This is a genomic window from Mesorhizobium sp. M0088, from assembly GCF_040322895.1.
Lineage (GTDB): Bacteria > Pseudomonadota > Alphaproteobacteria > Rhizobiales > Rhizobiaceae > Mesorhizobium.
Genome location: NZ_JAMYUI010000023.1, coordinates 18,714 through 45,205 on the forward strand (window position 1 = coordinate 18,714; position 26,492 = coordinate 45,205).

Here is a 26,492-nt window from a genome sequence, read left to right on the forward strand (position 1 = left end):
CCAATCACATCGTTTGCTCAATCGGCAAATCCTTCCAATCAACCGCTTTCGGGACTGAAATGCCGCAGCGCAGCATGCGATGAAGCGTATTGACCGGCCCGCGACCTTTTGGTTTGTGCTTTGGCAACGCACATATTCACCGCCAACGAATCGAATTTGACCGGAGGGACGCCATGAGCAGCATGAAAGACCGCGAAGAGGGCTTTGAGCGTAAATTCGCATTCGACGAGGAGCTTCGGTTCAAGGCCTCGGCGCGCCGCAACAAGGCGCTCGGCCTGTGGGCCGCCGAAAAGCTCGGAAAGTCCGGCGCTGATGCCGACGCCTATGCCAAGGAAGTGGTTGTCTCCGACATCGAGGAAGCCGGCGACCACGACGTGTTCCGCAAAATCCGCGGGGATTTCGACGCGGCCGGCGTCGAGCAGTCGGACCACCAGATCCGTCGCACCATGGACGAGCTGATGGCGCAGGCGATCGAGCAGATCAAGAACACCTGATCCGGGCCATGCGCTGATGCCGGCCATACGCTGGACCAATCGACCGCCCGGCCTATCCGGGCGGTTTTTCTTTGCCTTTGTCACGATTTCCGGCTGAAACTGCCGGAGTTAACAAGGAAAGTATCCATGTCCCTGAAGTCCCGCCTCGCGGCCGACGAAACGCTGTTCACCGCATGGTCCGGCGTGCCGGATGCCTTGACCGTCGAGATCGTCGCCAAGCAGGGCTTTGATGCCGTCACGCTCGACATGCAGCATGGCGGCCATCACGAAGACAGCGTGCTGCGTGGCCTGGTGCCGGTGCTGGCTGCCGGCAAGCCGGCGCTGGTGCGCATTCCCGTTGGCCGTTTCGACATGGCAAGCCGCGCGCTCGATTTCGGCGCCGAGGCAGTCATCGCGCCGATGGTGAATTCGGTTGCCGATGCAAAACTGTTCGCCGCCGCCATGAAATACCCGCCGCTCGGCGAGCGCTCCTGGGGTCCGACCTACGCTTTTCCACGCCACGGCAAAGGCGACCAGGCCGAATGGCTGCGCGACACCAACCAGCGCACAATGGCCTTCGCCATGGTCGAGACGCGCGCCGCCCTCGATGCGCTCGACGGCATTCTCGACACGCCCGGCATCGACGGCATCTTCCTCGGCCCGTCGGATTTCTCGATCGCCTGGAGCAATGGTGCGACCGTCAATTCGACGCTGGAAAGCATGATGGAGACTGTGGCATCGGTTGCCGAGCGCACCCGCAAGGCCGGCAAACATGCTGCGATCTACGTTGTCGAGCCGGCAATTGCCGGCCGGGTCGTGTCGATGGGCTATCGCCTGCTGGCCATGGGCTCCGAGCATTCGCTGATCGGGCTTGGCGCAAAAACGCTGATCAAGAGCGTCCGCGATTCGATCGGGTCCTGAAGAAACTCAGGGTTTCAAATCCGTCAGGAATTTGGCGAAGGTCATTGAACCTTCGGGCCACGGCCCGAAGCCTGAATCCGCGTTCAGATGACCGGTCTCGCCGGCATCGATGAACAGCGAGCCCCATGCACCGGCAATGTCTTCGGCGACATCGAAGGCGCAGAACGGATCGTTGCGGCTGGCGATCACGATCGAAGGAAAGGGCAGCGGCTCACGCGGATAGGGGCCGAAGGTCATCAGGTGCCTGGGCCTGATCTCGGGATTGGCGACGTCGGGAGGTGCCACGAAGAAGGCCCCGGCGACCGGCTTGCGGAATTGCGGAATGGCTTGCACTGCAGCGGCGACACCGAGCGAGTGCGCCACCAGGACGACCGGCCGCTCGGCCTCGTTGACCGCCTTGGCGACGCTCGCCGTCCAGTCCTCGCGAACCGGCTTCGACCACTCGGCCTGTTCGACGCGGCGCGCCGTCGACAGTTTCGACTGCCAGCGGCTCTGCCAATGGTCGGGGCCGGAATTGGTGTAGCCCGGTACGATGAGAATATCTGCTCCCTTGACCTTCATGGCGCTGAGATAGCGAGCGGCATCGCTTCGTGCAACCGGCAGGAACGCCGCTTTTGATCACAATAGTGAACACCATGTTCGCTTCTTCGCGTCTTGTGTGAACGATGCCGATGGACGATCTGTGGTCAGGAAAAGAAACAGCCGTGCGCGGGAACCCTGACTTTGGAACTGACACGACGTACAATGATCGGCGGAGTGGGGCTTCTCGCCTTGGGAGCTTCATCGCAGGCCGGTCGAACGGAGCATTCGATGAGCGAGTTGCCTTTTGCCGCCACCACCCCGGTCAGCATTGCCTGTGTCGGGCTGAAGGCGCGCGACGCGGAAAGCCTTGCCGCCTATTATCGCAGCGTCGTCGGTCTGCAGGAACTGAGCCGCGCCGATGGTGCGATAACGCTGGGCGCCGCCAACCGTCCGTTGCTGGTCATCGAGGCCGATCCTTCGGCCAAGCCGGATGATCCGCGCAGCGCCGGCCTGTTCCACACAGCCTTCCTGCTCCCCAGCCGTGCCGATCTCGGCCGCTGGATCAACCACGCCATATCAAACAAGATCGCCATCGATGGCGCTTCCGACCATCTGGTCAGCGAAGCATTGTACCTGACCGACCCGGAGGGCAACGGTATCGAGATCTACGCCGACCGCCTTCCAAAGGACTGGAAGTGGAATGGCGACAAGGTGGCGATGGCGACCGAGCGGATGAACATTCCGTCCGTCGTTGCCGAAGTGCCTGCGGGTGACGCCGGCTGGCAGGGCGCGCCGGAAAACAGCGTCGTCGGCCATGTCCACCTTCGCGTCGGCAGGCCGGAAGAAGCCGAAGCCTGGTGGAACCAGGAATTCGGCTTCGACACCATGGCCAAATACGGTGGCCAGGCGGTGTTCCTGTCGTCGGGCGGCTATCACCACCACATCGGCGCCAACGCCTGGCAGAGTTCAGGCGCCGGCCGCCGCGATTCGAGCCGGTCGGGCCTTGCCTGGGTCGAGATGCGTTCGGACAAGGTGACGAGCCCGGCAACCCGCGAAGATCCGTGGGGCACGGTGATCAGGACTGTTCCCGCCAAGGCTTGAGAGCGTCTTTCTCCCCGTCACTATACGGGGAGAAATGCCCGGCAGGGAAATGAGGGGCAGCGCCAAAGTCGTGAATTTGTCAAAGCGTGAATGGTTGCGATCGTCGCCGAAGTCGGCACCGCCCCTCATCCGCCTGCCGGCACCTTCTCCCCGTATAGTGACGGGGAGAAGGAAGCTCAGGCTTCCCCAAACACCCGCTTGAAGATCGTGTCGACATGCTTGGTGTGATAGCCCAGGTCGAATTTTTCGCGGATTTCGGCTTCCGGCAGCGCTGCGGTCACTTCCTTGTCGGCCAAAAGTTCCTCAAGGAAATCAGCGCCTTGCTCCCACACTCTCATGGCGTTGCGCTGCACCAGCCGGTAGGAGTCTTCGCGCGACAGGCCGGCTTGGGTCAGCGCCAGCATGACGCGCTGCGAATGCACGAGGCCGCGGAACTTGTTCATGTTCTTCAGCATGTTGTCGGGATAGACGAGCAGCTTGTCGATGACGCCGGTCAGCCGCGACAGCGCGAAATCGAGCGTCACGGTGGCATCCGGGCCGATCATGCGCTCGACCGAGGAGTGCGAGATGTCGCGCTCGTGCCAGAGCGCCACATTCTCCATCGCCGGTAGCGCCATCGACCGCACCATGCGGGCGAGGCCGGTGAGGTTTTCGGTCAGCACCGGGTTGCGCTTGTGCGGCATGGCCGACGAGCCCTTCTGGCCCGGCGAAAAATACTCTTCCGCCTCCAGCACTTCGGTGCGCTGCAAATGCCGGATTTCGATCGACAGCCGCTCGACCGACGACGCGATGACGCCGAGCGTGGCAAAGAACATGGCGTGGCGGTCGCGCGGGATCACTTGCGTCGACACCGGCTCGGGCTTCAGGCCGAGCTTCGCCGCGACGTGTTCCTCGACATAGGGGTCGATGTTGGCGAAGGTGCCGACCGCGCCCGAAATCGCGCAGGTGGCGATGTCTTCGCGCGCGTGCACCAACCGCTCGCGGCAGCGCGAGAATTCGGCATAGGCCTGCGCCAGCTTGACGCCAAAGGTCGTCGGCTCGGCATGGATGCCATGGCTGCGGCCGATGGTGACGGTGTCCTTGTGCTCGAAGGCGCGGCGCTTAAGCGCTGCAAGCAAGCCATCGATGTCGGCGAGCAGGATGTCGCTGGCGCGGGTAAGCTGCACCGCAAAGCAGGTGTCGAGAACATCGGACGAGGTCATCCCCTGGTGGATGAAGCGGGCGTCCGGTCCGACGAATTCGGCAAGATGGGTCAGGAAGGCGATGACGTCATGCTTGGTGACGCGCTCGATCTCGTCGATCGCCTCGACATCGAATTTTGCCGCCCCGCCCTTTTCCCAGATGGTTTTTGCCGCTTCCCTGGGGATGACGCCGAGTTCGGCCAGCGCGTCGCATGCATAGGCTTCGATCTCGAACCAGATGCGGAACCGGGTTTCTGGCGACCAGATGGCGACCATTTCCGGCCGGGAATAGCGAGGGATCATCGGTCAGTCCTGACATATCGAGAAGTTTGCCCGCGTCCTAACAGAGGCGAGCAAAATGCTCAACGCTGCTGGCGCGCAAACCAGACGCCCGCGGCAAACAGAGCGATGAAACCAACTGGAAAATAGAGCCGGATGCCCAGCACCACGAACTGGTAGAGCGCAATCAGCGTCGTGAAGACGAACTGGAGGACCCAGGTGCGGGTGAAAGCAGGGGCGTGCCACTCGGCGTAGTAGGAGCGGTACTGCAGGGCAAAGAGCCCGGCGGTCAGGCCGATCGTCGCCGCGGCTAGGCACACGAAGGCCGCGGCAAAGGCGACTTCCCAGCGTCTTCCCTGCGAGACCAGCCGCGCCGCGAACAGGCCGATGGGAAAAGCCAGCGCAGCTCCCACCGCAAACAGCGCGGTGACAATGCGGATTTTCGCCGGCGTCTCCCAGTCGTCCAACGACAGGCTGACGAGCGCGCTGGCGCCCATCGTCGTGGCCCATAGCAAGGCGCCATAAAACGCAGTGCGCGGCGTCGGTATCGCGCGGCGAAGGCGGTTCAGCGAACGATCGCGCGGGGCGGGTGGGACAAGCGGTGTCACAGGCGGCCGGTCACCGCGATCCAGCGAAAGTCCGGGCCTTCAAAGCCGTATTGGCGCACCGCGATCAGCACGGCATAGGCGCTGAGACTGTCCATCGAAAAGGTCTGCACAGCGCCGATGCGGTAGCCGTTCGGGCAACCCCGGCTTTTCGGTATCGACTTGTCCTCGTGCAGCAGCTTGGTCGTGCCGCCATCCTGCGCCTCGATACGCAGCAGCCGGAAGCCGTTGATCTCGCCCTGGCTCTCGCAGCCCTCGGTGTTGTTCATGCCGAGATCGTCGAGCCGAAACTCGAGCGGTGGGTCGACCGGCGAAAAGAACGGGCGCGGGTTGACTGCCATCCGGTGCGGATCGGCCGAAAGTTCGGTCACCGGGTTGAAGCCGGCGGTGATGCCGCGATTGGCGTCCAACTCGGCCTGACTGACAATGGCTTCGCCTTTTTGCCGGGCCTGAAGGCGCGCCGCATCCAGTTTGGCATTCTCGTCCTCAAGCCGGACCCGGATCGGCGTGCCCTTGAGAAAGCTGTCGGTGCTGGTGTCGATGTAGTAGCGGTTGGCATAGGGAAAACCCGATCCATCCTGCACGCCATATTCCTCGAAAGCAAAGACGCTGCCGTCCTTGGTGAAGCCGAGGATTTCAAGTTCGGCGACATCGCCGGCATGAGCCGCGATCGAGGTGGCAAACTGTGCAAGCAGGCCAACGGCAAACAGAAAGAGCATTCGCATCGGTCTTCACCCCCGTGATCGTCTCAATCCCCTAGCACGCCGAAATCAAAACGTCGTGCGGTGCGAAAGCCGATGCATCCAATCGGCCCGTCATTTGTTATCGTCGGCAGTCCCAATGGAGACCACCATGACCGACACCAGCAAAATTCGCGAGCATATGGAAGTCGTCGGCGCCGACGGCGTGCATGTCGGCACTGTCGACAAGGTCGATGGCCAGCGCATCAAGCTGACCAAGGCCGATAGCGGCGAGGGCGCTCACAAGGGCCATCATCACTATATTCCCCTGAGCCTGATTGCCGAAGTCGACGGCAAGAAGGTCTGGCTGTCGGCGAATTCCGATGTCGCGGTGACGTTCGAGGAAGAAAAGTCCGATCGGGTCTGATTATCGCTTCACCTCAGGCGTGACGACCAGACCGGAAACAGATCGTTTTCGGCAGGCGTTGCCGCATAGACACCGCGGCTGATGGCGCGCGCCATGGTGGCGCCGGCTGCGGCGTAGAGATCGATCGCCGCATCGGCGGAGAGTTCGATACCGCTCGTGCCGGTCGCCAGCGCGAACACAAGGTCGCCATCGGCCGGTGTGTGCGTCGGCCATATCGCGCGCACGAACCCGTCATGCGCCGATATCGCCAGGCGCTTGGCGGCAGCTTTTGTGAGCACCGCATCGGTGGCAATGACGGCGATGGTGGTGTTGCCGCCGGTCTCCATCTGCCTGCCAACATGCTTGTCGCGGTGTTTCAAAAGAATCCGTTTCGCATCGTCCGGCATCGGCGAGGGATAACCAAGCCCGCCGAATTCGTTGCCGATTTCGAACGGTGCTGCCCAGAAATGGCGGGTTCGGCCTGTGGTCACCGATCCGGTCGGGTTGACGGCGGCCAGCGCACCGACGGTGACGCCGCTATCCAGCAGCGTCGAGGCGGAGCCGAGGCCGCCTTTCAGCCCCGAGGTCAGCGCGCCGGTGCCGGCCCCAATCGTGCCAAGCTGGAAATCGGCGGCGGCAGTTTGCGCGGCCTCATAGCCAAACTCGCGATAGGGCGGATAACGGCCCCAATCCTTGTCGCCGCCATTGCGCAGGTCGAACAGGATCGCCGACGGCACGATCGGCACGCGAAAGCCACCGACCTCGAGGCCGATGCCGCGTTCACGCAGCGCCGCCTGCACGCCGGATGCCGCGTCGAGGCCGAAAGCCGAGCCGCCCGAAAGCACCACTGCGTGCACCACATCGACGGAATTGTGCGGTTCGAGCAGGTCGGTCTCGCGGGTGCCCGGCGCACCGCCGAGGATCTGAACGCCGGCCACTGTCGGCGTGTCGCAAAGCACGGTCGTGACGCCGGACTTCAGGCTGGCGTCGGACGCATTGCCGACGCGCAGGCCGGCAACGTCGGTGATCAGGTTGCGTGGGCCGGTGCGAAACATCAGTTGCTTTCCAAGGGCGCGAAGCGCGTGCCGTCGAAACGGAAGACGCGGTAAGGGCTCTGGCTGAGGTCGCCTTTCGCATCGAAGCGGATCGGCCCGATCGCCGTGGTGAAATCCTGTCCGGTCAGGGCCACCGTCAGCGGCTTGCCCGAGCTTTCGGACAAGCCTGATGCTGCCTTGGCGATTTCGACCGCCGCAAAGGCCGGCAGCGCATAGCCGTCAGGCACGATCTTCTTAGCGTCAAATGCCGCCAGCACTTTTGGATCGGCGACATCGGCCCATTCAGGCAGTGCGATCATCAGCGTGCCCACGGCATAGGGTACATCGCCCGGCGGTGTGCGGAGATTTTCGCCGCCGGCAAAGACGATGCCCGCCTGAAGCTGTGCGGCATCGCGGCCCATGATGGCGATGTCGTCGCCGTCGCCACCGGCAAAGACATGCGTCGCGCCAGCCTTCTTCAGCCGGCCGATCATGCCGATCTGGTTGTCGAGCTGTGGCCGGAACGTGTCGACGAATACCGGTTTCAGCGCTGCCTGTTCGGCCGCTGCCCGCAACGTCTCGGCGATCTCACGTCCGTAGATGGTGCCGTCGTCGATAATGGCGAACAGCTCGTTCTGCCATAGATGGGTGAGGGCGGACGCGATGGCGTTGCGCTCATCGTCGCCGCGCGGCCCGAGGCGATAGACCGGCCAGCCGGTCTTGGCGCGGCGGTCGGTCAGGCTTTCGGTCCGCACGCCAATGGTGATGACCGGAATGCCGGCGTCCTTCAGGATCGGCATCGCCGCCTCGATCGCCTCGGTGCAGAGAAAGCCGACCACGACATTGACCTTGGCAGCGGCGAAATCCCTGGCAGCAGTAGCGCCGCCATCGGCGGTGCAGGCGTCATCCACGGTCTTGAGTTCGATGCCGTTCGCTTCGGCCGCCAGGCCGGTGCCGGCCTCGATCTGCTTGCCGAGAATGGCAGATGGTCCCGATAGCGGTGCCGCGACGCCGACGAGCAGCGTCTGGGCATCCGCGGCACTGGCCAGAAACAGCCAGAACAGCGCCGCTATTGTTCTTGTCCTGGGTCGCATTCGAGCGATGGGTCCCTCCGTGCCGGCTCTATGCTCCTGGCACTATTGCCGCCAAGACCTAAAGGCTGCCCGGCCTTGGTGCAACACGGGAATTTCGGAATATGGCTCAAGCACTTCGCTTGTGGCGGGCTATATCTGGCCATATATGTCGGTAGGATCCTGACCATGGAAAAAATACGGTGCTGAAGAAGAACGACATTGGGCCGCAGGCCTATCGCGACGCGATGAGCCACTTTGCCGGCCACGTCCATGTGGTCACCACCGACGGGCCGGCCGGCAAGCGCGGCGCGACGGTGATCGCGGCCTGTTCCGTGTCGGATACTCCACCGACCATTCTGGTCTGTCTCAACCGTGAAAATCCCAAGAATGAGCCGTTCGTGAAAAACGGCAGGTTTGCCTTGAACACGCTGGCCTCTCACCAGGAGCCGCTGTCGATCGGGTTTTCCGGCATCACCGGCCTGCCGGTCGAGGAGCGTTTTGCGCTCGGCGAATGGGATGTGATCTCGACCGGCGCGCCGACGCTGAAGGGTGCGCTCGCCGTGTTCGACTGCGAATTGATCGACACCAAGGACCTGGCCACCCATCGTGTGCTTTTTGGCAAGGTGACAGGCCTTCGCATGGGCGATAATTTGCGGCCGCTGATCTACCACGCCCGCGGCTACCACGTTCTGGAAAGCGGAGCGCCGGCGTTCACGGAGAAAGAATGACCGAGCTGAAACCGCGCGCCGCGCCGCGGACGATCGACGAGACGCTCGATCTCCTGACCGGCGCGGATTATGTGGCGGACCGGTCGCTGGCGACCGTGCTGTTCCTGTCGTTGCGCATGAGGCGGCCGCTGTTCCTCGAGGGCGAGGCCGGCGTCGGCAAGACCGAGATCGCCAAGGTGTTGGCGCAGGCGCTTGGCCGCCGGCTCATCCGCCTGCAATGCTATGAAGGCCTCGACGTTTCGTCCGCCGTCTATGAGTGGAACTACGCCGCGCAGATGATCGAGATCCGCATGGAGGAGGCGGCCGGCAAGGTCGAGCGCTCCGCCATGGAGCGCAATGTCTTCTCCGAAAAATACCTGATCCGCCGCCCGGTGCTCGATGCGCTGACCGGCAAGGCGGGTGCTGCCCCGGTCTTCCTGATCGACGAGCTCGACCGCACCGACGAGGCTTTCGAAGCCTTCCTGCTCGAAATCCTGTCCGACTTCCAGGTGACGGTGCCTGAACTCGGCACCATCAAGGCGGAAGAGCCGCCGATCGTCATCATCACCACCAACCGCACTCGCGAGATCCACGATGCGCTGAAGCGGCGCTGCCTCTATCACTGGGTCGACTATCCCAATGCCGAGCGCGAACTGGAGATCGTGCGCCGCAAGGTGCCGCAGGCCAACCAGCGGCTTTCGGCCGAAGTGGTTTCGTTCATCCAGAAACTGCGTCAGATCGAGCTGTTCAAGGTGCCGGGCGTTGCCGAAACCATCGACTGGGCCGGCGCGCTGACCGAACTCGACAAGGTGGCGCTCGATCCTGAAACCGTCTCCGACACGATCGGCGTGCTGCTGAAATATCAGGACGACATTGCCCGCATCGAACAGGGCGAAGGCCGGCGCATCCTCAACGAGGTGAAGGCCGAGCTTTCGGCGGCGGAGTAGGCGATGCCGCGCCCCGAACCGAAAGAGGCGACAGCGGACGGCCGGATCGCCGACAACATCGTCTATTTCGCCCGCACCTTGCGCAAGGCAGGCATGCGGGTCGGACCGGCTTCGGTCAAGGATGCCATCGAGGCGGTGCTGGTCGCCGGCATCGGTTCGCGCGACGATTTCTACTGGACGCTGCATGCCGTGCTGGTGTCGCGGCACGAGGATCACGCCATTTTCGACGAAGCCTTCCGGCTGTTCTGGAAGTCGCGCGAACTGATCGAAAAGATGCTGGCGATGTTTTCGCCGGTGGCGCCCGACAACAGGGAAAAGCAAAAACCCCGCGCGGCCGAAAACCGTGTCAGCCAGGCGATGTTCGAAGGCCACCAGAAGAACCAGCCTCGCCAAGAAATCCCCGAGATCGAGGTCGACGCTCGCTTCACCTTCTCCGGCAACGAGGTGCTGCGCGGCAAGGACTTTGCCCAGATGAATGCCGCCGAGATGGCCGACGCCAAGAAGGCGATCGCGCAACTGCGGCTGCCTTTCGACATGGTGCGGATGCGGCGCTTCAAAGCTGATGCGCAGGGCCGTCGCATCGATCCGCGTGCCATGATGCGTTCAGCCGCGCGCACCGGCGGCGAGCTGATCCTGCCGAAATTCCGCTCCGCCCGCGAGGTTCATCCGCCACTGGTGGTGCTGGCCGACATTTCCGGCTCGATGAGCCAGTACACGCGCATCTTCCTGCATTTCCTGCATGCGCTGACGGAAAAGCGCCGGCGCGTGCACACGTTTGTCTTTGGCACAAGGCTGACCAACCTGACCCGGCAGATGCGCCACCGCGATCCCGATGCCGCCCTTGCCGATTGCTCGGCGGCCGTCAAGGACTGGTCTGGCGGCACCCGCATCGGCGACACGCTGGCCGAGTTCAACCTGATATGGTCGCGTCGCGTGTTGGGGCAGGGTGCGGTCGTGCTCTTGATCACCGACGGGCTGGAGCGTGACGATGTCGCCGGCCTGTCGGAGGAAATGGAGCGCCTGCACAAATCCTGCCGGCGTCTGATCTGGCTGAACCCATTGCTGCGCTTTGACGGTTTTCAAGCGCGCGCCCGTGGCGTCAAGGCAATGCTGCCGCATGTCGACGAGTTCCGCTCGGTGCACAATCTCGACGCGCTGGCCGATCTCTGCGCGTCGCTGGACAAGAAGTCGGCACAATCCGTCGATCCGCGCCGATGGCTGGAGGCTGGCGCGAGGCACGCCGCATAACCATATCTTTCCCATTCGAAAAACAGATCCTCGAGAAAAACAGACTCCTAGAGAAACGGTCATGGAAAACAGCATTTATCTGGATGAGGCCCGCGATCCCCTGATCATTGCGGAGGGCTGGATGAAGGACGGCAAGGACGTGGCCATCGCGACAGTGGTCGAGACCTGGGGTTCGGCGCCCCGACCCGTTGGCAGCCACCTGGTCATCGACGCGGACGGCAATTTCCACGGCTCTGTGTCGGGAGGCTGCGTCGAAGGCGCTGTTGTCACCGAGGCTATCGACGTCATCGACAGCGGCAAGGCAAAAATGCTGGAGTTCGGTGTTGCCGACGAAACCGCCTGGCAGGTCGGCCTGTCCTGTGGCGGCCGGATAAAAGTCTATGTCGAACGGTTAGGCTGATCTCGGATGGATCCCTACGCCTTAAAAACTTTGAATGCCGAACGCCGTGCCCGCCGCGCGGCGATTCTTGTTACCGACCTTGATGACGGCCGCGACCGCATCGTGCGCGAGGGCGATCAGGTCGCCGGCGATCTCGGCGCCGCAATCGCAAAAGCGTTCCGCACCGGTAATTCCGGCTCGGTCGAGGCCGAGGGGCGAACCTTCTTTCTCAATGCACACCTGCCGCAGCCGCGTCTGGTCGTGATTGGCGCTGTCCATATCAGCCAGGCGCTGGCGCCGATGGCGAAAATCGCCGGCTATCCCGTGGAGATCATCGACCCTCGCACCGCCTTCGCCACGCCGGACCGCTTTCCCGACGTGGCGCTCCACGCCGAATGGCCGGAGAATGTGCTGAAGCGCCAGCCGCTCGACAGCTACACCGCACTTGCCGCAGTCACCCATGACCCGAAGGTCGATGATTTCGCGCTGAAAGCCGCGCTCGATGCCAACTGCTTCTATGTCGGGGCGCTTGGCAGCCGCAAGACGCACGCCAAACGCGTTGAGCGACTGCTGGCGTTGGGCGCAAGCGCCGACCAGATCGCCCGTATTCATGCGCCGATCGGGCTTGATATTGGTGCTGCCAGCCCGGCCGAAATCGCCGTTGCGGTGCTGGCGCAAGCCATCCACGCCTTTCGCTCGCGCGGTTTGGAAACTAAGGGCGCCGTCGCGTGAAATTCGGGCCTATCCCGATCGACTCGGCCGAAGGGGCAGTGCTGGCGCACTCCACCACGGCTGGTGAACGGCGCTTCCGCAAAGCGCACAGGCTGAGCGCCGAAGATGTGGCGCTGCTGCGGGCCGCCGGCATTTCTGAGATCGTTGCGGCTGTCCTGGCTGCCGACGACCTCGGCGAGGATGCCGCCGCGCAGACGATCGCTGAGAGCATGGCCTTTCGCGGCATCGAGGCCAGGTCGGCCGCGACCGGGCGGGTCAATCTCCATGCCAACGCATCGGGCATCTTCACGGTCGATGCCGCTGTCATCGACGCTATCAATGCCATCGATCCCGCCATCACCATCGCCACGCTGGCGCAGCATGCGCCGGTCGAGAAAGGCCAAATGGTCGCGACCGTGAAGATCATCCCCTTCGCGGTCAGTTCGGCACTGGTCGAAGCCGCGACAAAAATCTGCGCCGGTGGCGAGATTTTTGCCGTCAATGCCTACCAGCAGGTCCGTGTCGGCGTCATCCAGACGGTTCTGCCTGGCATCAAGCCTTCCGTGCTCGACAAGACGCTGCGTGTCACCGAAGCCCGGCTGGCGCGCACGGGCGGCAGGCTGACGGCGGAGCGTCGCACGCCGCATGAGATCGCACCGGTGGCGGAAGCCGCGGCCTCCCTGGCGCGCGACAATGACATGGTGGTGATCTTCGGCGCCTCGGCGATGAGCGATTTCGCCGATGTCGTTCCAGCGGCGATCGAGAAGGCGGGTGGGACTGTCATCCGCGCGGGCATGCCTGTCGATCCCGGCAATCTGCTGGTGCTCGGTACGCTCGATGGCAAGCGCGTCATCGGCGCACCCGGCTGCGCCCGCAGCCCCAAGGAGAACGGCTTCGACTGGGTGCTGGATCGGCTGATCGCCGGTCTCGACGTCACGGCACGCGACATCGCCGGCATGGGGGTCGGCGGGCTGTTGATGGAAATCCCGACACGGCCGCAGCCGCGCGAACCGCTGCCGGCCAAAAGTCAGCTCAAAGTCGGCATCGTGCTGCTGGCGGCCGGCCGGTCGAGCCGCATGGGTGGGCCGAACAAACTCTTGGCGTTGTTCGACGGCAAGCCGCTGGTGCGCCGCACCGCCGAACGGGCGCTCGGCTCGAAGGCCTCTAGCACGATTGTCGTCACCGGCCACCAGCGCGAGCGGGTGCGCGCCGCGCTGGCGGGTCTCGACGTGACCTTCGCCGACAATCCCGATTTTAGCGAAGGCCTGTCCACCTCGCTGAAAGCCGGCATTGCCTATCTGCCGGAAGACTCCGCCGGTGTAATGATCGTTCTCGGCGACATGCCGGGTGTCGCGTCCGACGACCTCGACAGGTTGATCGATACCTTCCGCAAAGCCGGCGGCAATTCGGTGGTCCGCGCCTCGCATGACGGCAAGCGCGGCAACCCGGTGCTTTTGCCGCGTTCGCTGTTTCCGGCGATTGCCCATCTGGAAGGCGACACCGGCGCACGCCATCTGGTCGAAACCGAAGGGCTCGATGTCATCGATGTGGAGATCGGCGCGGCGGCGTCTGTCGATGTCGACACACGCGAGGCGCTGGAAGGCGCCGGCGGCGTGCTGCAGGATTGACAAACCCAAGCCGAATTACGCATGCCTTGGGCATGGCTATTCGTTTCTTTCCCTCTGCGTTTGCGCATTTACCCCCCTCTGGCCTACCGGCCATCTCCCCCTCAAGGGGGGAGATCGGCAGTTTCGCCGATGGTGCTCGATCTGCAACTTTGGAGATTGGCGAAAGCCGAAGGCGCATCCAATCTCCCCCCTTGAGGGGGAGATGGCCGGCAGGCCAGAGGGGGGCGTGCCGCGCTGTCCTCACAGCGATGCTTTTCTTGTTTTCTTCGGCCGCCAACGCCGACACGTTGTCCCTAAAACCCTTCAAGGACGATCTCTTCGCCTATCCGGCAACGCTGTCGTCCGACACCAATGGCGCCTACACCGTCATCGACTACCGCGAGATGCGCGACATCAACCAGCGTGACGACGTGCCGGAGCGCCGGGTGCACGCTCAATACACCGACACCGGCGTTCGCAAGGTGCAGCAGGATCTGCTGCTGAAGACCGACGCCGGCGATGTCAGGCATGTCGCCGTTGGCAAGACAGAGGGTGCCGGCATCATCGTGCTTTATCTGCACGGGCAGGGCGGCAGCCGTAAGCAGGGCATCGACGACTTCACCTTCGGCGGTAATTTCAACCGGCTCAAGAACCTGATGGCCGGCAATGGCGGCCTCTATCTCAGCCCGGATTTTTCCGATTTCGGCGACACCGGTGCAGCGCAGGTCGCGGCCCTGATCAATCACTATGCCGAACAAGCGCCGGGCGCGAAAATCTTCGTCGCCTGCGGCTCGATGGGCGGCGCCCTGTGCTGGAAGCTTGCTGCCCGCAAAGACACCGGCGGCCGTATCAATGGCTTACTGCTGCTCGGCTCGCTGTGGGACGAGAGCTTTTTCGCTAGTGCAGCCTTCAAGCGCCGCGTACCGGTCTTCTTCGGCCAGGGTAGCCATGATGTGGTTTTCCCGGTGGAAAAGCAGGAAGCCTTCTTTCGCTCGATCCTGGCCAAGTCGAAGACCTATCCGACGCGTTTCGTCCGTTTCGAGACCGGCACCCATGGCACGCCGATCCGCATGATCGACTGGCGCGGCACGCTCAACTGGATGCTGTCGAAGGCGCCTTGATCGCCGATCGCCGCTGAAAGAAGCCCGTCCAGGCTCAGGGCGGGGTGTTGTAGTCGACGACAGTCTGCGGATTTTCCTCGCCGTCATAGGACGCATCGACGTCGAACTGGACCAGCGAGAAATTGCCATTCCGAAACAGATACGTCCCCGCGTCGGACGCATCGCCGATGCCGCGCCACTTGTTGAACGTTGTGATCGTGTGGGCAGCCTCGTCATAGTCGGAATTGACGGCCCAGCCGGACGTCTGGAAACCGACGATGGTCATGCCCAGCAATTTGCCTTCGCTATCATTGTTCTCGTAGCGGATGTCCATCTTGGGTTCGGCGAACTGCAACTGCTGCACGCCCGATACCTCGTCGGTCATGTAGTAGATCGAGCTTTCATTGTAGGCCGCGGCCGAACAGGAAAAATGGAACAGGCGTGTTTCCTTGTCTGGATCGCCGGGCTGCGCATCCTTGTCTTTGTATTTGATCGAAAAAACGGTCGGCTCATCGGCCAGGAACTGCTTGTCGCACTGGTCGCCATAGGTCGCCAGGAAGGCCTTCTTGGCTTGCTCCAGTGACGCGTCTTTCTTCGGCGGTGGCGGGCCATCGCCGCAGCTTGGCGGCAACGCCTCCTCGAAATCGGCGGTGGAGGGTTTCAGCGCCCCTTTTTCGATGTGGATCGGATCGAAGGGCGGCGCCGCCTGGATCTGGGCATTCACCTGGCGCAGCGTATAGCAGCCGGCAAACACCTTCTCGCCGCCGCTCTTGTCGGTGGCGCGGATGGCGACGGGGACGTTGTAGAAAATGCTGCCGGCCGCGCCTTCATCTGCAACCGCACCGGTCGCGACCTCGACCTTGTCGGTGCCGTCATAGCCCTTGACAAAACTATCGAAATCCTTTGCCGGCTTTGTATCGCCGAAATACCCCCAGGCGCGGGCGAACTCGTGCCGGCCGATGGCGCTGTAGAGCGAGCGGACAACCGCATCAGCGCTCGACCGATTATCGATATAGGGCGCTTCGGGGGTGTCGTCGGCGGCCAATGCCGTCTGGCCGATCGGGGCAAGGGAGAGAAAGGCAGTCGCTGCGAAAAGGGCGCGTCTCATCGGGAATCTCCGCTCGATAGGAGATTCTACTATGGCGATTGCGGCAACGTGGTGACGCAGCGTCGGCGGTCTTGAAGAATCGTGCGCGAAGGCGCTACGTCGCGTCAGCCGGCGTTCGGCCGGGCAGGAGATTTAACGTGACGATATCGATGTATGAAGCATCCGTGCCTGTGTTCTCAGTCAGGCTGAAAGCGCTTTCCAATGTGCTCGCGACCGCCGAACAGAATGCGCTTGACCGCAAGATCGATCCGCAGGTGTTTCTGACGTCGCGGCTAGCGCCAGACATGTATGCTCTGATCCGGCAGGTGCAGATCGCCACCGACCATGCCAAGGGCGCGCCGTCACGGCTCGCCGGACGTGAGGTGCCGAGATACGAGGACAACGAGGCGAGTTTCGCCGATGTCCAGGCGCGCATCACGAAGACCCTGGACCTTCTGGCGACATTTTCGGCTGACGAGTTCGACGGTTCGGATGACAAGATCATCGAGCTGAAGCTTGGCGGACGCGAAAGCTCGATGCCGGGCATGCAGTATCTGCTGCATGTGGCCATGCCCAACTTCTATTTCCACCTCACCACCGCCTACGACATCCTTCGCCACAATGGCGTGCCGCTGGGCAAGGCGACGTTCCTAGGAGCGCGTTGAGGATTGAGTTTTCGAGATGTCCCGTAGAGGCCGGGACATCTCGCGACGGTACACGCCTAACGGACGGTATACGCCTAACGAATGGACATTTCGCGGGCAATGCGTGGAAAGTCGGCGGGCTTGATACCGATATCGGCGCGGTCGGCATTGCTCATCGAATGAAGCAATGCGAGCGCCGCACGATATTTCAGATGTTCCTGCGGGCGCGGCCGGGCGAACATTTCAGTGAAGAAACCCATGATTCAGGCTCCAGATTGGTCCTCCACGCCAGCCAATATAAGTGAATCGTGACAATTGTGCAGTGCAGCATTTGCATGCCTGCCATGTCCTGTCGATTTCCTCGGCCATATTTCTGCAACCGGGTGAAACTTTTGCGCGGCGCGGACCGTAGGCTCGAATGCTGGCCACATGGCCGGTTTTTCCTCGCCACTCCTGGCGAATTCCGGACTGCATGAAAGTGCAGTCCGGCTTTTTGTTTTGGGGTTGAGGAGGTTGAAGCGGCGAACCCGCCCAACGGCTAAATTCGTTAAGATCGGTGGCATGCATTTTTAACGAGCCGGTTCTATGCTCTGAAGCTTGCACGGTCGGGCAAGGGGGAGGCTGACATCGCTACTGGCGCCAAGCGGGATTTCGCTTCGTTGCTCGACGACCTCTTCGTCGCTCCCGACAAGGGTGACGGAATTGGGGGAGACGGGATTGAGGAGGCTAGCGCTCGTCCATCCATCCCGTTCGACTATCTCTCGGTGGTCGATGAACTCCATTCCGGACGCATCAAGGTTTCCGCCACCGAATATCGCGAGGCTGGCGCCGATCTGGCGACCGAATTCGCCGCCTTGCTCGATCATGCCAAACTGGCTCTGGCCGGCGAGGAGCCAAAGCCCGAGGAAAAGCTGCCGCCGATCGATCCGGAATCCATCGCGGTCGAACTTGGCCTCAATCAGCCCAAGCAAATCGCCGATTTCGGCCGCATGCGCCGCAGCTTTGCCTTTGCCAACCATCCCGACCGTGTCGCCCCGCATCTGCGCCAGCGCGCCATGATCCGCATGCAGGTGGCCAACATGCTGATCGACGAGGCCAAGCGGCGCGCGGTGGCCGGCGCTCGCCGCTAAACGCCGCTGGTTCACGCAAAAGTCGGTCTGGCGAGGCTTGGAGAGCGGCTCTGCTTTCCCTATAGATGCGGCCTCCTTCCCACGCAGCCGCGCACGCTTTCCCTCCGGAGCAGAATTCCATGCACAAACGCCGTCTCGGTCGGACCGATCTTCTTGTTACCCAGATCTGCCTGGGCTCCATGACCTGGGGCCAGCAGAACACCGAGGCGGAGGGCCACGCCCAGATGGACCTCGCCTTCTCGCGCGGCGTCAATTTCATCGACACCGCCGAACTCTACCCGATCCCGCCCAAGGCGGAGACGCAAGGGCGGACCGAAAAGATCATCGGCAGCTGGATGAAGGTCAACCGCAATCGTGACAAGGTGATCCTGGCCTCCAAGGTCGTCGGGCGTACGGCCAACAGCTGGTTTCGCGGCGACAGGCCGTCGCAACTGGTGCGCGCCGATATCTTTGACGCCATCGACAAGTCGCTGGCCAAGCTCGGCACCGACTATCTCGACCTCTACCAGATCCACTGGCCGGAACGGGACATTCCCTGGGGCGCCAATCCGACGCGCGTCGGTGCTGTATCGCCGCGCGCCGATTCTGTCGGCGCACCGGCCGACGAAACACCGATCGCCGAGACACTTGCCGTGTTCGACGAACTGGTGAAGGCGGGAAAGATCCGCCATTTTGGGCTGTCGAACGAGAGTTCCTGGGGCGTGATGCGTTTCCTTGCCGAGGCTGACAAGGGTATTGGCCCCCGCGTCGCGTCGATCCAGAACGCCTACAACCTCGTCAACCGCACCTTCGAGGTGAACCTCGCCGAAGTCTGCGAGCGCGAGCAGGTGTCGTTGCTCCCCTATTCGCCGCTGGCACAGGGTTATCTGACCGGCAAATACGATCATGGCGCGCGCCCGCAAGGGTCGCGCTCGCAGCTGTTCAATCGTGGCCAGCGCTATGAGACGCCCAACGCGGCGCAAGTGCAGCTCGAATACAATGAGCTGGCGCGCTCCTTTGGCCTGGAGCCGGCATTGTTTGCCAATGCGTATGTCTCAAGCCGGCCCTTCGTCACCTCGAACATCATCGGCGCGACGACCATTTCGCAACTCGACCTAGCGCTGTCTTCCGTGGAAGTTGTCTGGACCGAAGAGATGCAGAAAGCGGTGGATGCGATCCATCAACGGGTCGGCAATCCCTGTCCTTGATTGGTTTGGGGCAGAATTACCCAGGAATAACAGAGGGGTGGAGACAATGGTGGATTTCCCGATTGAGGCAGTGCGTGGAAGGTTTCCGGCTCTCTCCCTGACCGACAAGGAGCGGCGGCGCATCTATCTCGACAATCCGGCCGGCACGCAGGTGCCTCAAGCCGTCGCGGACGCCGTGTCGCGCTGCCTTTTGACCACCAACGCCAACCTTGGCGGCTATTTCGAAACGACGATTGCCGCGCAGGCCGTCGTCGATGAGGCGCATCAAGCAATGGCCGATTTCCTTGGCGCCGCGAGCCCCGAGGAAATCATCATCGGCGCCAATATGACGACGCTGACCTATCACATGTCGCGCACGCTCGGCCGTACGATGCAGCCGGGCGACGAGATCATCCTCACCCGCATGGACCACGAGGGCAACGTCTCGCCCTGGCTGCAACTGGCCGAGGACCTCGGGCTCGTCGTGCGCTGGCTGCCGTTCGACGAAAAGAGCTGGCAGGTCGAAGAGGCGACGCTGGCTAGCCTGCTTTCGGACAAGACGCGACTGGTCGCGTTGAACTATGCCAGCAACCTGACCGGCTCGATCAACCGGGTGAAGGCGCTGACTGCGATCGCCAGCAATGCCGGTGCCCTGGTCTATGTCGATGCCGTGCAGTTCGCGCCGCACGGCTTGATCGACGTGCAGGAGCTTGGCTGCGATTTCCTGATCTGCTCGGCCTACAAATTCTTCGGCCCGCATATGGGCATTTTGTGGGGCCGGCGCGACGTCATCGATGGCCTGAACCCCTACAAATGCCGCTGTTCGTCGAATGGGCTGCCGGAGCGGTTCGAACTGGGCACGCCGCAGATCGAGTTGATGGCCGGTCTCACGGCCGCGGTCGACTACTTTGCCGACCTCGGCGCCGCGGCGGGCGAGGGCGGTTCAAGAAGGCGGAAGATTGCCAAGGCGTTCGAGGTGTCGATCGCCTACGAAAACCCGCTGGCGCAAAGGTTGATCGACGGCCTGTCGGACATTCCGGGCCTGACCATCCATGGCATCACGGATCCGAAGCGGGTTAGCGAGCGCGTGCCGACTGTGTCCTTCACCGTCGACGGCATCGTGCCGGAAACGATAGTGCGGCAGATGAACGCCGAAAACATCTTCCTGTGGTCAGGCCACAACTACGCCTGGGAGATCGTCCACCAGCTCGGCATTCTGGCCGAGCATGGCGTCGTGCGCATCGGCATCGCCCACTACAACACCTCTGCCGAAATCGACGAGACGCTGGAGAGCGTGCATCGGGTCATCGCCATGCTCAGGCAGCAGCGCTCCTGACGCGCTGTTACAACGACATCACCGCGTCTTGCCGCCGAAGCCGGTGAGGAACGCGGTGAGATTGTCGCCGAGTTCGTCGCAGAGATAGCCGCCCTCCTGGACGATGACCGTCGGCAGGCCGAGCTTTGCGATGGCCTCGCCGATGCGCGAGAAGCCAGGCGTCGTCACTGAAAGTCCGCCGAACGGATCGCCCTCGAACGCGTCGAGGCCTAGCGCCACGACCAGCGCGTCGGGCGAAAAGGCACGGATGCGCTGGAACGCCACCTCGAGTGCTTCTAGAAACGCCGCGTCGGCGGATTTGCGCGGCAGGGGCAGATTGAAATTGTAGCCGAGGCCAGGCCCTTCGCCGCGCTCGTCGGCGTGGCCCCAGAAGAACGGATAGAAGCGCACGGGATCGGCATGCAGCGAGACGGTCAGCACATCCGGACGGGCATAAAAGATGCCTTGCGTGCCATTGCCGTGATGCAGGTCGACATCGAGGATCGCCACTCGCGACGCCGTCCTGCGCAAGGTCTGTGCGGCGACCGCCGAATTGTTGATGAAGCAGAAGCCGCCGGCGACATCGGCAAAGGCATGGTGGCCGGGCGGGCGGCACAGCGCGTAGGCGGTCCGCGCGCCTGACATCACCGCCTCGGCCGCTTCGACCGCGCTCCAGGCGCTCCACAGCGCGCTCTGCCATGTTTCGCCCGAGATCGGGCAAGCGGTGTCGGCCATATGATAGCCGGCCTGGCCGACCGCCGAGGCCGGATAGGAGCCGGTGCGGGCGATCGGATGGATGTTGGGGATCACTTCAGCCGACGCGCCGTCGATGCGCTGCCAACGCGTGTAGATGTGCTCGAGGAAATCGAGATATTCGGGCGTGTGCACCGCCGCGACCGGGCCGAGCCCATGATTGCGCGGTCGCTCGATCGTGCAGCCGGCAGATTTTGCGCCGGCTAACAATCTTTCGACGCGCTCCGGTTTTTCCGGATTGGGCTGTGCAGCACCGCTCGAAAGAAAGGCCTTGGGGTCATGGCGCTTCTGTTCCTCGGCATAGAAGGCTTTCATTCCTGATCCCCGTTTTCCGGCGCATCGGCGAACGCAAAAAAGGCCTCGCTGATGATCTTCTGCGTCTGCTCATAGCTCGACCAGGCGATACCCAGCCTTTCATAAAACGCCTTGGCGCCCTCATTGTCGGTGTCGACGGATAGTCGGAGATAAACGCCGCCTTCTCTCCGGCACTGCGCCGCGACGTGCCGCAGCAGCCGCTCGCCAATCTTGCGGCCGCGAAAACGATCCTCGACATAGAGGTCCTGCACATAGACGCCAGGCCGACCCATCCAAGTCGAAAAGATCGGGAAATGCAGGCAGAGACCGGCAAATTCGCCGCCGACTTCGGCGATCAGGGTCGAGAAAGCGGGTTTCTCGCCAAAGCCGTAGGTGCGGAGGTCGTCTGGAGTCGAGATGATCTCCTCTGGCGCGCCGATGTGGGTGCCGAGTTTCAGGATGGCCGCGTGGATCGTTTCGACGTCTTCGATGGTGCCGGGACGGAGGCGGATTTTGGGCGAGGCAATCATTGGAGGTCCGGCGCCCGGGCGCGCCCCTCTGGCCTGCCGGCCATCTCCCCCTCAAGGGGGGAGATCGGATATTGCCACGGCTTTCGCCAATCATCTGCGTTGTAGGATGGACGGCGAGATAGAAGCTGCCAATCTCCCCCCTGGAGGGGGAGATGTCCGGCAGGACAGAGGGGGGTGGGACTGGACGCTACCATCTCAATCACATCTCAAAACGCCACCCGGTCGCCACCCTTCAGCGCCAGCATGTCGCGCGCTTCGGTGGGCGTGGCAACCTCCAGCGAGAGCCCGTCGAGAATGCCACGGATACGGCGCACCTGGTCGGCATTGGATTTCGCCAGCTGGCGGCCGTCATGGAGACTGTCTTCCAGCCCGACGCGAACATTGCCGCCCATGGCCGCGGCGATCGAGATCAGCGGCATCTGCTGGCGGCCGGCGGCCAGCACCGAGAACTGGTAGCTGTCGCCGAACAGCTTGTCGGCGATGCGCTTCATATGGACGAGATTGTCCGGGTCGGCGCCGATGCCGCCCAATATGCCCAGCACGAACTGGATGAACAGCGGCCCCGACACCAGTCCGCGGTCGCGGAAATGCGCCAGCGAGTAGAGATGGCCGACATCGTAGCATTCGAATTCGAAGCGCGTGCCGCAGCCCTTGCCCAGTCTTTCCAGCACGCCTTCCATATCGGCGAAGGTGTTCTTGAAGATGGTGTCCCGCGTCGCTTCCAGCAGCTTCGGCTCCCATTCGTGCTGCCACTCCCTTGGCTTGTCGAGCATGGGAAACAGCGCGAAATTCATCGAACCCATGTTGAGCGAGCACATTTCGGGTTCGGCCCGCAGCGGTGCTGCCAGCCGCTGATCCAGCGTCATCAGCGACGAGCCGCCGGTGGTGATGTTGATCACCGCATCGGTCGCCTGTTTGATGCGCGGCAGGAACTGCATGTAGACGTCCGGATCGGCGGTCGGGCGGCCATCCCTCGGGTCGCGGGCGTGCAGATGCAGGATCGAAGCACCAGCTTCGGCGGCCGCGATCGCGTCGGCGGCGATCTCGTCCGGCGTCACCGGCAGATAGGGCGACATCGACGGCGTGTGCACCGAGCCGGTGACGGCGCAGGTGATGATGACTTTTCTCGGGCCCATTCTTTTACCCTTCGACCGGCAGGTCGAGCTCGGAGGCGAGAACCTCCAGCGAGTCGCCGATGATGGAGACGATCTCGCCGACTTGTTCCCTGGTGACGATCATCGGCGGCGCGACCATGAAATTGTCGCCGTCGACGCCGCCCTTGACCCTGCGGCCATAGATGATCAGCCCACGTTCATAGGCGAGGTCGAGCAGCCGCTGCGTGGCTTTCTTGTTCTGGTCGATCGGCCTCAGGGTCTCTGGATCGGCGACCATCTGGGCGCCGGTGAGCAGGCCCTTGCCGCGCACGTCGGCGATGAACGGAAACCGCTTCGCCAGCCCCTTCAGTCCGTCCATCAGCACGTCGCCCATGGCGGCCGCATTGGCGATCAGGCCAAGCCGGTCCATTTCACCGAGCACGGCAAGCCCGGCGGCGCAGGCCAGCGGATTGCCGGCATAGGTGTGGCCGTGCTGGAAGCCGCCGGAGTCAAGCAGCGGCTGCACCAGCCGCATCGGGGCGGCGAGCGCGCCAAGCGGCGCATAGCCCGAACCCAGCCCCTTCGACAGCGCGACGATGTCGGGCTTGCAGTTCCAGTGGTCGCCGCCGAGGAATTTGCCGGTGCGGCCGGCGCCGCTCATCACCTCGTCGTGGATGAGCAGGATGCCGTAGCGGTCGCAGATCTCGCGGATGCGCGGATAATAGCTGTCCGGCGCGACCAGTGCCGCGGTCGCCGCACCGCCGATCGGCTCCATGATGAAAGCGACCACGCTGTCTGGACCTTCCGCAAGAATCTTCTCCTCCAGCATGTCGGCATAGCGGATGCCGCGCTGTTCCATCGAGAGATTGTCGCGGTCGCGCCAGGCATTCGGCGCCGGCACGGTCGGCATAGCCCGCATCATCGGCTCGAACGTTTCGGCCAGCGCATCGTCGCCGGTGACCGAGAGCGAACCCAGCGTGCCGCCATGATAGGAGGGGAAGCGGGTGATCACCTTCCAGCGGCTGGCCTGGCCGGTGGCGACGGCCCATTGCCGCGCCAGCTTGATGCAGGATTCCGTCGCTTCCGAGCCGCCCGAGACGAAGAAGATGCGGTCCATGCCTTCCGGCAGCTTGCCGGCCAGTTCGCGTGCCAGTTCCTCGGCCGGCTGGTTCTCGAAATGCAGCCGATAGGCAAAGGTGGCGCGGTCCATCTGCCGCTTCATGGCATCGAGCACGTTGCGGTTGGAGTGGCCGATATTGGCGACCATCGGGCCGCTCGAGCCGTCGATGAAGCGGCGGCCGTCCTGCGTCCACATATAGATGCCCTCGGCGCGGTCGATCAGCGGCCGGCGCAGGCTGGACAGATAGAACAGATGCGAGTCTCGCCGGGCGTCGGTGGCTTGCGCGGCGGTCTGGACTTTCGACATGTCAGGGCTTTCCGAGATAACGATCGAGGACATTTTTGGTGACGCGTTCGACCATCGGGTCCTGTCTTAGCAGGCCGGCGACCCATTCGCAGCTTCCGGCGTGGAACACCTCGCCCTTGCCGCGCGGGAAATTGACGATCATGCCGTTGCCGCGTTTGACCTTTTCCAGATTGGCGTCGCTCGCCTCGCCGAACAGCGTCTCGGCGGTGAAGCGGCCGTCCTCGTCGGTGAGGAACTGGTCCTCGATCGGGATATCGGCGCTTTCCTCAACCTGGGATGCCATGCCGACGGCGAGAACCTGCAAGCCGTCTGGCGCGCCGCTGGTAGCGGTCGGGTAGGGCAGGCCGCCGAGTATCTCGAAGTCGAGCCCGTCGACCTCATAGCCATAGACATGGCTGTCGGCCCCCAACAGGTCACCATAGTAGATGCCGGTGCCGGCAAAGGCCCAGTGCTCGGGACGGTAGACCGGAAAACCACGCACGCCGCGCGGCGCGCAGCCGCCCCAACCGGTATAGACCCCGCGCGTGGCGTTGAGCCCGAAGGTCGCCGAACCCGGTCGGCCGATTTCCGGCGCTTCCCAGGAGTTGGTGGCGCGGGTGATGTCGCCGCCTGGGAGATAGGCGGGGTCTTCGGCACGCGAGCGATATTTGTAGCAGACCTGCCGGCGGGCCTCGTCTTCCAGCCGCGTCTGCCACATGAAATTGCCGGCAAAGCGCGCCGCATGACCACCGCGCTCGACATAGGCGTCGACGGCATCGCGCATTTCCCAGGTCCAATATTCGTCGTGGCCGACGAAGACGGCGCAGTCGTAGCCGTCGAGAATTTCCGGCGAAAAATGCAGATCGTGCTGGCTGGCGAGATCGACTTGATAGCCGGCTCGCTCGGCAAAGCGGAAGAAATGGCTGTCATAGCTGGCCCAACCCGACGAGGCGTACTTTTTCGAATGGCCTGTGGCGAGCGCCCATTCCATGTGCGGATAGCGCGGGATCGTCTTGGGCGGTACGGCGACTTCCAGCGGCACGCGCGGCGCATCTTTCGGCAGCACGACGAAGCCACGGCACCAGGGGCGCTGTGTCGACACGATGGGCGAGTATTGGTTGCGGTCCGGCCCGGTAATGCCCTGGTAGTGGTTGGAACCGCCCCAGGTGTTGTAGGCCAGCCAGGTGCCCGTCGCCGCCACCTGCAGCACACGGCCGGGTTTACGGCCCGGCTGCGGGCTGACGATAAAAATATGGTGGCATTGGATCGGCTTGCCGTCGCGCCCGTCGGCGGTCAGCGTGACCCGATAGGCGCAGGACGGCCAGTCCGCCCCGACGCGAAATTCGAAGGATGCGTCCCAGCCGCAGCCTTCAGCCGAACACTGGTCGGGTGTGTCCTGCCGGCGTGCCGCGATGCCCGATTTTTCGAACACTTTGGTCTCGCTGCCGCCATCCCGGGTGATTGTCATGCCGAAGTTCGGAGCTGTCGAACTGACATGCAACGCCACCGTTTCGCCGGCGCGATAGGAAAACCGGTCGCTGTAGCACCAGATCTCGCCGCGCTCGCCATCCATCCCCGGCCATTCGTAATAATGGCCACGCACCGCGTGGCGGCGCTGCTCCGGCGTCAGTCCGAAATCGGGGAATTCGGTCGGCAGATGGGTCATGAACACCTGAAAAGGTCGAGGGCCGCCATTTCGGCGATCTGCCGGTCACGCGTCAAATAGAAACGATCGGGCCAGCATTCGCTAGCCGCACCCTTGGCCGCCTCCATCAAACGGACTATCTCAGGGGAGGCGGCGTTTCCGCCACGGGGGTCGGAATGCTCAGAGTGCAAAAGGTCAAGGTCGACGAGATCTACGTGCCGACGGCGCGCAAGAAGACGCTGCATCCCGAGACCGTTCGCCATCTGGCCGAGGACATTTTGGAAAACGGCATGAAGACGCCGATCCAGGTCCGCCATGACGGCAAGCGCCACATCCTCGTCGAAGGCCTGCACCGGCTGGAGGCGGCAAGGTGGCTCGGCGAGACCGAGATCGAGGCTTATCTGGTGCAAGCCAAGCGCCACTGACGCATCGAGTTTCTCGGCGCAGAAGTTTTT

Annotated in this window: 29 protein-coding genes; 16 read left to right on the top strand and 13 right to left on the bottom strand. The window is 63.1% G+C overall.

Going from position 1 to position 26,492, the window contains the following annotated elements:
- Positions 1–173 precede the first annotated feature (173 nt).
- Both NKJ67_RS25095 and NKJ67_RS25100 read left to right on the top strand, forming a co-directional pair.
- Positions 174–494 carry a DUF1476 domain-containing protein gene (locus tag NKJ67_RS25095; protein WP_127322703.1) on the top strand — a complete coding sequence of 107 codons (321 nt, stop codon included), beginning with the start codon at positions 174–176 and terminating at the stop codon, positions 492–494.
- Positions 495–620: 126 nt separating this feature from the next.
- The gene (locus NKJ67_RS25100; RefSeq protein WP_127322704.1) at positions 621–1,394 is read left to right on the top strand and encodes an HpcH/HpaI aldolase family protein; all 774 of its coding nucleotides are present in this window, start codon (positions 621–623) and stop codon (positions 1,392–1,394) included.
- Positions 1,395–1,400: 6 nt separating this feature from the next.
- Here NKJ67_RS25100 and NKJ67_RS25105 read toward each other — a convergent pair whose 3' ends face one another.
- Positions 1,401–1,955 carry an RBBP9/YdeN family alpha/beta hydrolase gene (locus NKJ67_RS25105; RefSeq protein WP_352583752.1) on the bottom strand — a complete coding sequence of 185 codons (555 nt, stop codon included), beginning with the start codon at positions 1,953–1,955 and terminating at the stop codon, positions 1,401–1,403.
- Positions 1,956–2,204: 249 nt separating this feature from the next.
- Here NKJ67_RS25105 and NKJ67_RS25110 point away from each other — a divergent pair, with 249 nt between their 5' ends.
- The gene (locus NKJ67_RS25110) at positions 2,205–3,017 is read left to right on the top strand and encodes a VOC family protein (RefSeq protein WP_352583754.1); all 813 of its coding nucleotides are present in this window, start codon (positions 2,205–2,207) and stop codon (positions 3,015–3,017) included.
- A gap of 176 nt (positions 3,018–3,193) precedes the next feature.
- Here NKJ67_RS25110 and purB read toward each other — a convergent pair whose 3' ends face one another.
- Genes purB through NKJ67_RS25125 form a run of 3 tightly spaced genes read right to left on the bottom strand, consistent with a single transcriptional unit; the run spans position 3,194 to position 5,807 of the window.
- The gene (purB, locus tag NKJ67_RS25115; RefSeq protein ID WP_292137962.1) at positions 3,194–4,501 is read right to left on the bottom strand and encodes an adenylosuccinate lyase; all 1,308 of its coding nucleotides are present in this window, start codon (positions 4,499–4,501) and stop codon (positions 3,194–3,196) included.
- Between the two features lie 59 nt (positions 4,502–4,560).
- The gene (locus NKJ67_RS25120) at positions 4,561–5,085 is read right to left on the bottom strand and encodes a hypothetical protein (RefSeq protein ID WP_352583756.1); all 525 of its coding nucleotides are present in this window, start codon (positions 5,083–5,085) and stop codon (positions 4,561–4,563) included.
- Positions 5,082–5,807, bottom strand: coding sequence for a DUF2259 domain-containing protein (locus tag NKJ67_RS25125; RefSeq protein ID WP_352583758.1), 726 nt, complete (start codon positions 5,805–5,807; stop codon positions 5,082–5,084). The genes NKJ67_RS25120 and NKJ67_RS25125 overlap by 4 nt, the downstream gene beginning before the upstream one ends.
- A gap of 127 nt (positions 5,808–5,934) precedes the next feature.
- Between NKJ67_RS25125 and NKJ67_RS25130 the strand changes: the two genes are divergently transcribed.
- The gene (locus NKJ67_RS25130) at positions 5,935–6,189 is read left to right on the top strand and encodes a DUF2171 domain-containing protein (protein ID WP_127269889.1); all 255 of its coding nucleotides are present in this window, start codon (positions 5,935–5,937) and stop codon (positions 6,187–6,189) included.
- A gap of 8 nt (positions 6,190–6,197) precedes the next feature.
- Here the strand turns inward: NKJ67_RS25130 and NKJ67_RS25135 are convergent, their stop codons facing one another.
- The gene (locus NKJ67_RS25135) at positions 6,198–7,223 is read right to left on the bottom strand and encodes a P1 family peptidase (RefSeq protein ID WP_352583760.1); all 1,026 of its coding nucleotides are present in this window, start codon (positions 7,221–7,223) and stop codon (positions 6,198–6,200) included.
- On the bottom strand, positions 7,223–8,296 hold the full coding sequence (locus NKJ67_RS25140; protein ID WP_352583762.1) for a branched-chain amino acid ABC transporter substrate-binding protein: 1,074 nt from the start codon (positions 8,294–8,296) through the stop codon (positions 7,223–7,225). The genes NKJ67_RS25135 and NKJ67_RS25140 overlap by 1 nt, the downstream gene beginning before the upstream one ends.
- 179 nt (positions 8,297–8,475) lie before the next feature.
- Between NKJ67_RS25140 and NKJ67_RS25145 the strand changes: the two genes are divergently transcribed.
- The 7 genes from NKJ67_RS25145 (at position 8,476) to NKJ67_RS25175 (ending at position 14,995) form a co-directional block, all read left to right on the top strand.
- Positions 8,476–9,003 (top strand): flavin reductase, encoded by a 528-nt coding sequence (locus tag NKJ67_RS25145; RefSeq protein WP_352583764.1) that lies wholly within the window; start codon positions 8,476–8,478, stop codon positions 9,001–9,003.
- Complete coding sequence (locus NKJ67_RS25150) at positions 9,000–9,929, top strand: AAA family ATPase (protein ID WP_352583766.1); 930 nt, start codon at positions 9,000–9,002, stop codon at positions 9,927–9,929. The genes NKJ67_RS25145 and NKJ67_RS25150 overlap by 4 nt, the downstream gene beginning before the upstream one ends.
- 3 nt (positions 9,930–9,932) lie before the next feature.
- On the top strand, positions 9,933–11,177 hold the full coding sequence (locus tag NKJ67_RS25155; protein ID WP_352583768.1) for a vWA domain-containing protein: 1,245 nt from the start codon (positions 9,933–9,935) through the stop codon (positions 11,175–11,177).
- Positions 11,178–11,238: 61 nt separating this feature from the next.
- A complete protein-coding gene (locus tag NKJ67_RS25160; RefSeq protein ID WP_263786710.1) occupies positions 11,239–11,577 on the top strand; it encodes an XdhC family protein in 339 nt (112 codons plus the stop codon).
- Between the two features lie 6 nt (positions 11,578–11,583).
- A complete protein-coding gene (locus NKJ67_RS25165; RefSeq protein WP_352583770.1) occupies positions 11,584–12,288 on the top strand; it encodes an XdhC family protein in 705 nt (234 codons plus the stop codon).
- Positions 12,285–13,895: an NTP transferase domain-containing protein gene (locus NKJ67_RS25170; protein WP_352583772.1), complete on the top strand. Its 1,611-nt coding sequence runs from the start codon at positions 12,285–12,287 to the stop codon at positions 13,893–13,895. Before NKJ67_RS25165 ends, NKJ67_RS25170 begins: the two co-directional genes overlap by 4 nt.
- A gap of 248 nt (positions 13,896–14,143) precedes the next feature.
- Positions 14,144–14,995 carry an alpha/beta hydrolase gene (locus NKJ67_RS25175; RefSeq protein ID WP_352583774.1) on the top strand — a complete coding sequence of 284 codons (852 nt, stop codon included), beginning with the start codon at positions 14,144–14,146 and terminating at the stop codon, positions 14,993–14,995.
- A gap of 34 nt (positions 14,996–15,029) precedes the next feature.
- Here NKJ67_RS25175 and NKJ67_RS25180 read toward each other — a convergent pair whose 3' ends face one another.
- Positions 15,030–16,082: a DUF1176 domain-containing protein gene (locus NKJ67_RS25180; protein WP_352583776.1), complete on the bottom strand. Its 1,053-nt coding sequence runs from the start codon at positions 16,080–16,082 to the stop codon at positions 15,030–15,032.
- A gap of 137 nt (positions 16,083–16,219) precedes the next feature.
- Between NKJ67_RS25180 and NKJ67_RS25185 the strand changes: the two genes are divergently transcribed.
- The gene (locus NKJ67_RS25185; RefSeq protein WP_352583778.1) at positions 16,220–16,726 is read left to right on the top strand and encodes a DUF1993 domain-containing protein; all 507 of its coding nucleotides are present in this window, start codon (positions 16,220–16,222) and stop codon (positions 16,724–16,726) included.
- Between the two features lie 74 nt (positions 16,727–16,800).
- On the opposite strand, the gene NKJ67_RS25190 is transcribed toward NKJ67_RS25185, so the two are convergent.
- On the bottom strand, positions 16,801–16,965 hold the full coding sequence (locus tag NKJ67_RS25190; RefSeq protein ID WP_352583780.1) for a hypothetical protein: 165 nt from the start codon (positions 16,963–16,965) through the stop codon (positions 16,801–16,803).
- Between the two features lie 399 nt (positions 16,966–17,364).
- Here NKJ67_RS25190 and NKJ67_RS25195 point away from each other — a divergent pair, with 399 nt between their 5' ends.
- From NKJ67_RS25195 to NKJ67_RS25205, 3 genes are all read left to right on the top strand, one after another.
- Complete coding sequence (locus tag NKJ67_RS25195) at positions 17,365–17,835, top strand: hypothetical protein (RefSeq protein ID WP_352583782.1); 471 nt, start codon at positions 17,365–17,367, stop codon at positions 17,833–17,835.
- A gap of 119 nt (positions 17,836–17,954) precedes the next feature.
- Positions 17,955–19,022 carry an aldo/keto reductase gene (locus tag NKJ67_RS25200; RefSeq protein ID WP_352583784.1) on the top strand — a complete coding sequence of 356 codons (1,068 nt, stop codon included), beginning with the start codon at positions 17,955–17,957 and terminating at the stop codon, positions 19,020–19,022.
- A 46-nt stretch (positions 19,023–19,068) separates the two neighbouring features.
- Positions 19,069–20,337: a cysteine desulfurase-like protein gene (locus NKJ67_RS25205; RefSeq protein ID WP_352583786.1), complete on the top strand. Its 1,269-nt coding sequence runs from the start codon at positions 19,069–19,071 to the stop codon at positions 20,335–20,337.
- Between the two features lie 18 nt (positions 20,338–20,355).
- Here NKJ67_RS25205 and NKJ67_RS25210 read toward each other — a convergent pair whose 3' ends face one another.
- The 5 genes from NKJ67_RS25210 to NKJ67_RS25230 all read right to left on the bottom strand — a co-directional run bounded on the left by NKJ67_RS25210 (position 20,356) and on the right by NKJ67_RS25230 (position 26,058).
- Entirely contained in the window at positions 20,356–21,384 is a 1,029-nt protein-coding gene (locus NKJ67_RS25210) for a histone deacetylase family protein (RefSeq protein ID WP_352583788.1), read from the bottom strand.
- The gene (locus tag NKJ67_RS25215) at positions 21,381–21,893 is read right to left on the bottom strand and encodes a GNAT family N-acetyltransferase (protein ID WP_352583790.1); all 513 of its coding nucleotides are present in this window, start codon (positions 21,891–21,893) and stop codon (positions 21,381–21,383) included. Before NKJ67_RS25215 ends, NKJ67_RS25210 begins: the two co-directional genes overlap by 4 nt.
- Before the next feature lie 206 nt (positions 21,894–22,099).
- Entirely contained in the window at positions 22,100–23,029 is a 930-nt protein-coding gene (kce, locus tag NKJ67_RS25220) for a 3,5-dioxohexanoate:acetyl-CoA acetone transferase (RefSeq protein WP_352583792.1), read from the bottom strand.
- A gap of 4 nt (positions 23,030–23,033) precedes the next feature.
- The gene (locus NKJ67_RS25225; RefSeq protein WP_352583794.1) at positions 23,034–24,413 is read right to left on the bottom strand and encodes an aminotransferase family protein; all 1,380 of its coding nucleotides are present in this window, start codon (positions 24,411–24,413) and stop codon (positions 23,034–23,036) included.
- Between the two features lies 1 nt (position 24,414).
- Positions 24,415–26,058 (bottom strand): N,N-dimethylformamidase beta subunit family domain-containing protein, encoded by a 1,644-nt coding sequence (locus NKJ67_RS25230; protein ID WP_352583796.1) that lies wholly within the window; start codon positions 26,056–26,058, stop codon positions 24,415–24,417.
- A 155-nt stretch (positions 26,059–26,213) separates the two neighbouring features.
- Here NKJ67_RS25230 and NKJ67_RS25235 point away from each other — a divergent pair, with 155 nt between their 5' ends.
- Entirely contained in the window at positions 26,214–26,462 is a 249-nt protein-coding gene (locus tag NKJ67_RS25235; RefSeq protein WP_127269873.1) for a ParB N-terminal domain-containing protein, read from the top strand.
- The last annotated feature ends 30 nt before the right edge of the window (positions 26,463–26,492 follow it).

Coding starts and splice junctions, on each gene's coding strand:
- NKJ67_RS25165 (WP_352583770.1), top strand. CDS start 11,584: ATGGATCCCTACGCCTTAAAAACTTTGAATGCCGAACGCCGTGCCCGC.
- NKJ67_RS25095 (WP_127322703.1), top strand. CDS start 174: ATGAGCAGCATGAAAGACCGCGAAGAGGGCTTTGAGCGTAAATTCGCA.
- NKJ67_RS25135 (WP_352583760.1), bottom strand. CDS start 7,223: ATGTTTCGCACCGGCCCACGCAACCTGATCACCGACGTTGCCGGCCTG.
- NKJ67_RS25190 (WP_352583780.1), bottom strand. CDS start 16,965: ATGGGTTTCTTCACTGAAATGTTCGCCCGGCCGCGCCCGCAGGAACAT.
- NKJ67_RS25150 (WP_352583766.1), top strand. CDS start 9,000: ATGACCGAGCTGAAACCGCGCGCCGCGCCGCGGACGATCGACGAGACG.
- kce (WP_352583792.1), bottom strand. CDS start 23,029: ATGGGCCCGAGAAAAGTCATCATCACCTGCGCCGTCACCGGCTCGGTG.
- NKJ67_RS25230 (WP_352583796.1), bottom strand. CDS start 26,058: ATGACCCATCTGCCGACCGAATTCCCCGATTTCGGACTGACGCCGGAG.
- NKJ67_RS25125 (WP_352583758.1), bottom strand. CDS start 5,807: ATGCGAATGCTCTTTCTGTTTGCCGTTGGCCTGCTTGCACAGTTTGCC.
- NKJ67_RS25100 (WP_127322704.1), top strand. CDS start 621: ATGTCCCTGAAGTCCCGCCTCGCGGCCGACGAAACGCTGTTCACCGCA.
- NKJ67_RS25225 (WP_352583794.1), bottom strand. CDS start 24,413: ATGTCGAAAGTCCAGACCGCCGCGCAAGCCACCGACGCCCGGCGAGAC.
- NKJ67_RS25175 (WP_352583774.1), top strand. CDS start 14,144: ATGCTTTTCTTGTTTTCTTCGGCCGCCAACGCCGACACGTTGTCCCTA.
- NKJ67_RS25155 (WP_352583768.1), top strand. CDS start 9,933: ATGCCGCGCCCCGAACCGAAAGAGGCGACAGCGGACGGCCGGATCGCC.
- NKJ67_RS25210 (WP_352583788.1), bottom strand. CDS start 21,384: ATGAAAGCCTTCTATGCCGAGGAACAGAAGCGCCATGACCCCAAGGCC.
- NKJ67_RS25140 (WP_352583762.1), bottom strand. CDS start 8,296: ATGCGACCCAGGACAAGAACAATAGCGGCGCTGTTCTGGCTGTTTCTG.
- NKJ67_RS25200 (WP_352583784.1), top strand. CDS start 17,955: ATGCACAAACGCCGTCTCGGTCGGACCGATCTTCTTGTTACCCAGATC.
- purB (WP_292137962.1), bottom strand. CDS start 4,501: ATGATCCCTCGCTATTCCCGGCCGGAAATGGTCGCCATCTGGTCGCCA.
- NKJ67_RS25110 (WP_352583754.1), top strand. CDS start 2,205: ATGAGCGAGTTGCCTTTTGCCGCCACCACCCCGGTCAGCATTGCCTGT.
- NKJ67_RS25180 (WP_352583776.1), bottom strand. CDS start 16,082: ATGAGACGCGCCCTTTTCGCAGCGACTGCCTTTCTCTCCCTTGCCCCG.
- NKJ67_RS25130 (WP_127269889.1), top strand. CDS start 5,935: ATGACCGACACCAGCAAAATTCGCGAGCATATGGAAGTCGTCGGCGCC.
- NKJ67_RS25205 (WP_352583786.1), top strand. CDS start 19,069: ATGGTGGATTTCCCGATTGAGGCAGTGCGTGGAAGGTTTCCGGCTCTC.
- NKJ67_RS25160 (WP_263786710.1), top strand. CDS start 11,239: ATGGAAAACAGCATTTATCTGGATGAGGCCCGCGATCCCCTGATCATT.
- NKJ67_RS25215 (WP_352583790.1), bottom strand. CDS start 21,893: ATGATTGCCTCGCCCAAAATCCGCCTCCGTCCCGGCACCATCGAAGAC.
- NKJ67_RS25235 (WP_127269873.1), top strand. CDS start 26,214: ATGCTCAGAGTGCAAAAGGTCAAGGTCGACGAGATCTACGTGCCGACG.
- NKJ67_RS25105 (WP_352583752.1), bottom strand. CDS start 1,955: ATGAAGGTCAAGGGAGCAGATATTCTCATCGTACCGGGCTACACCAAT.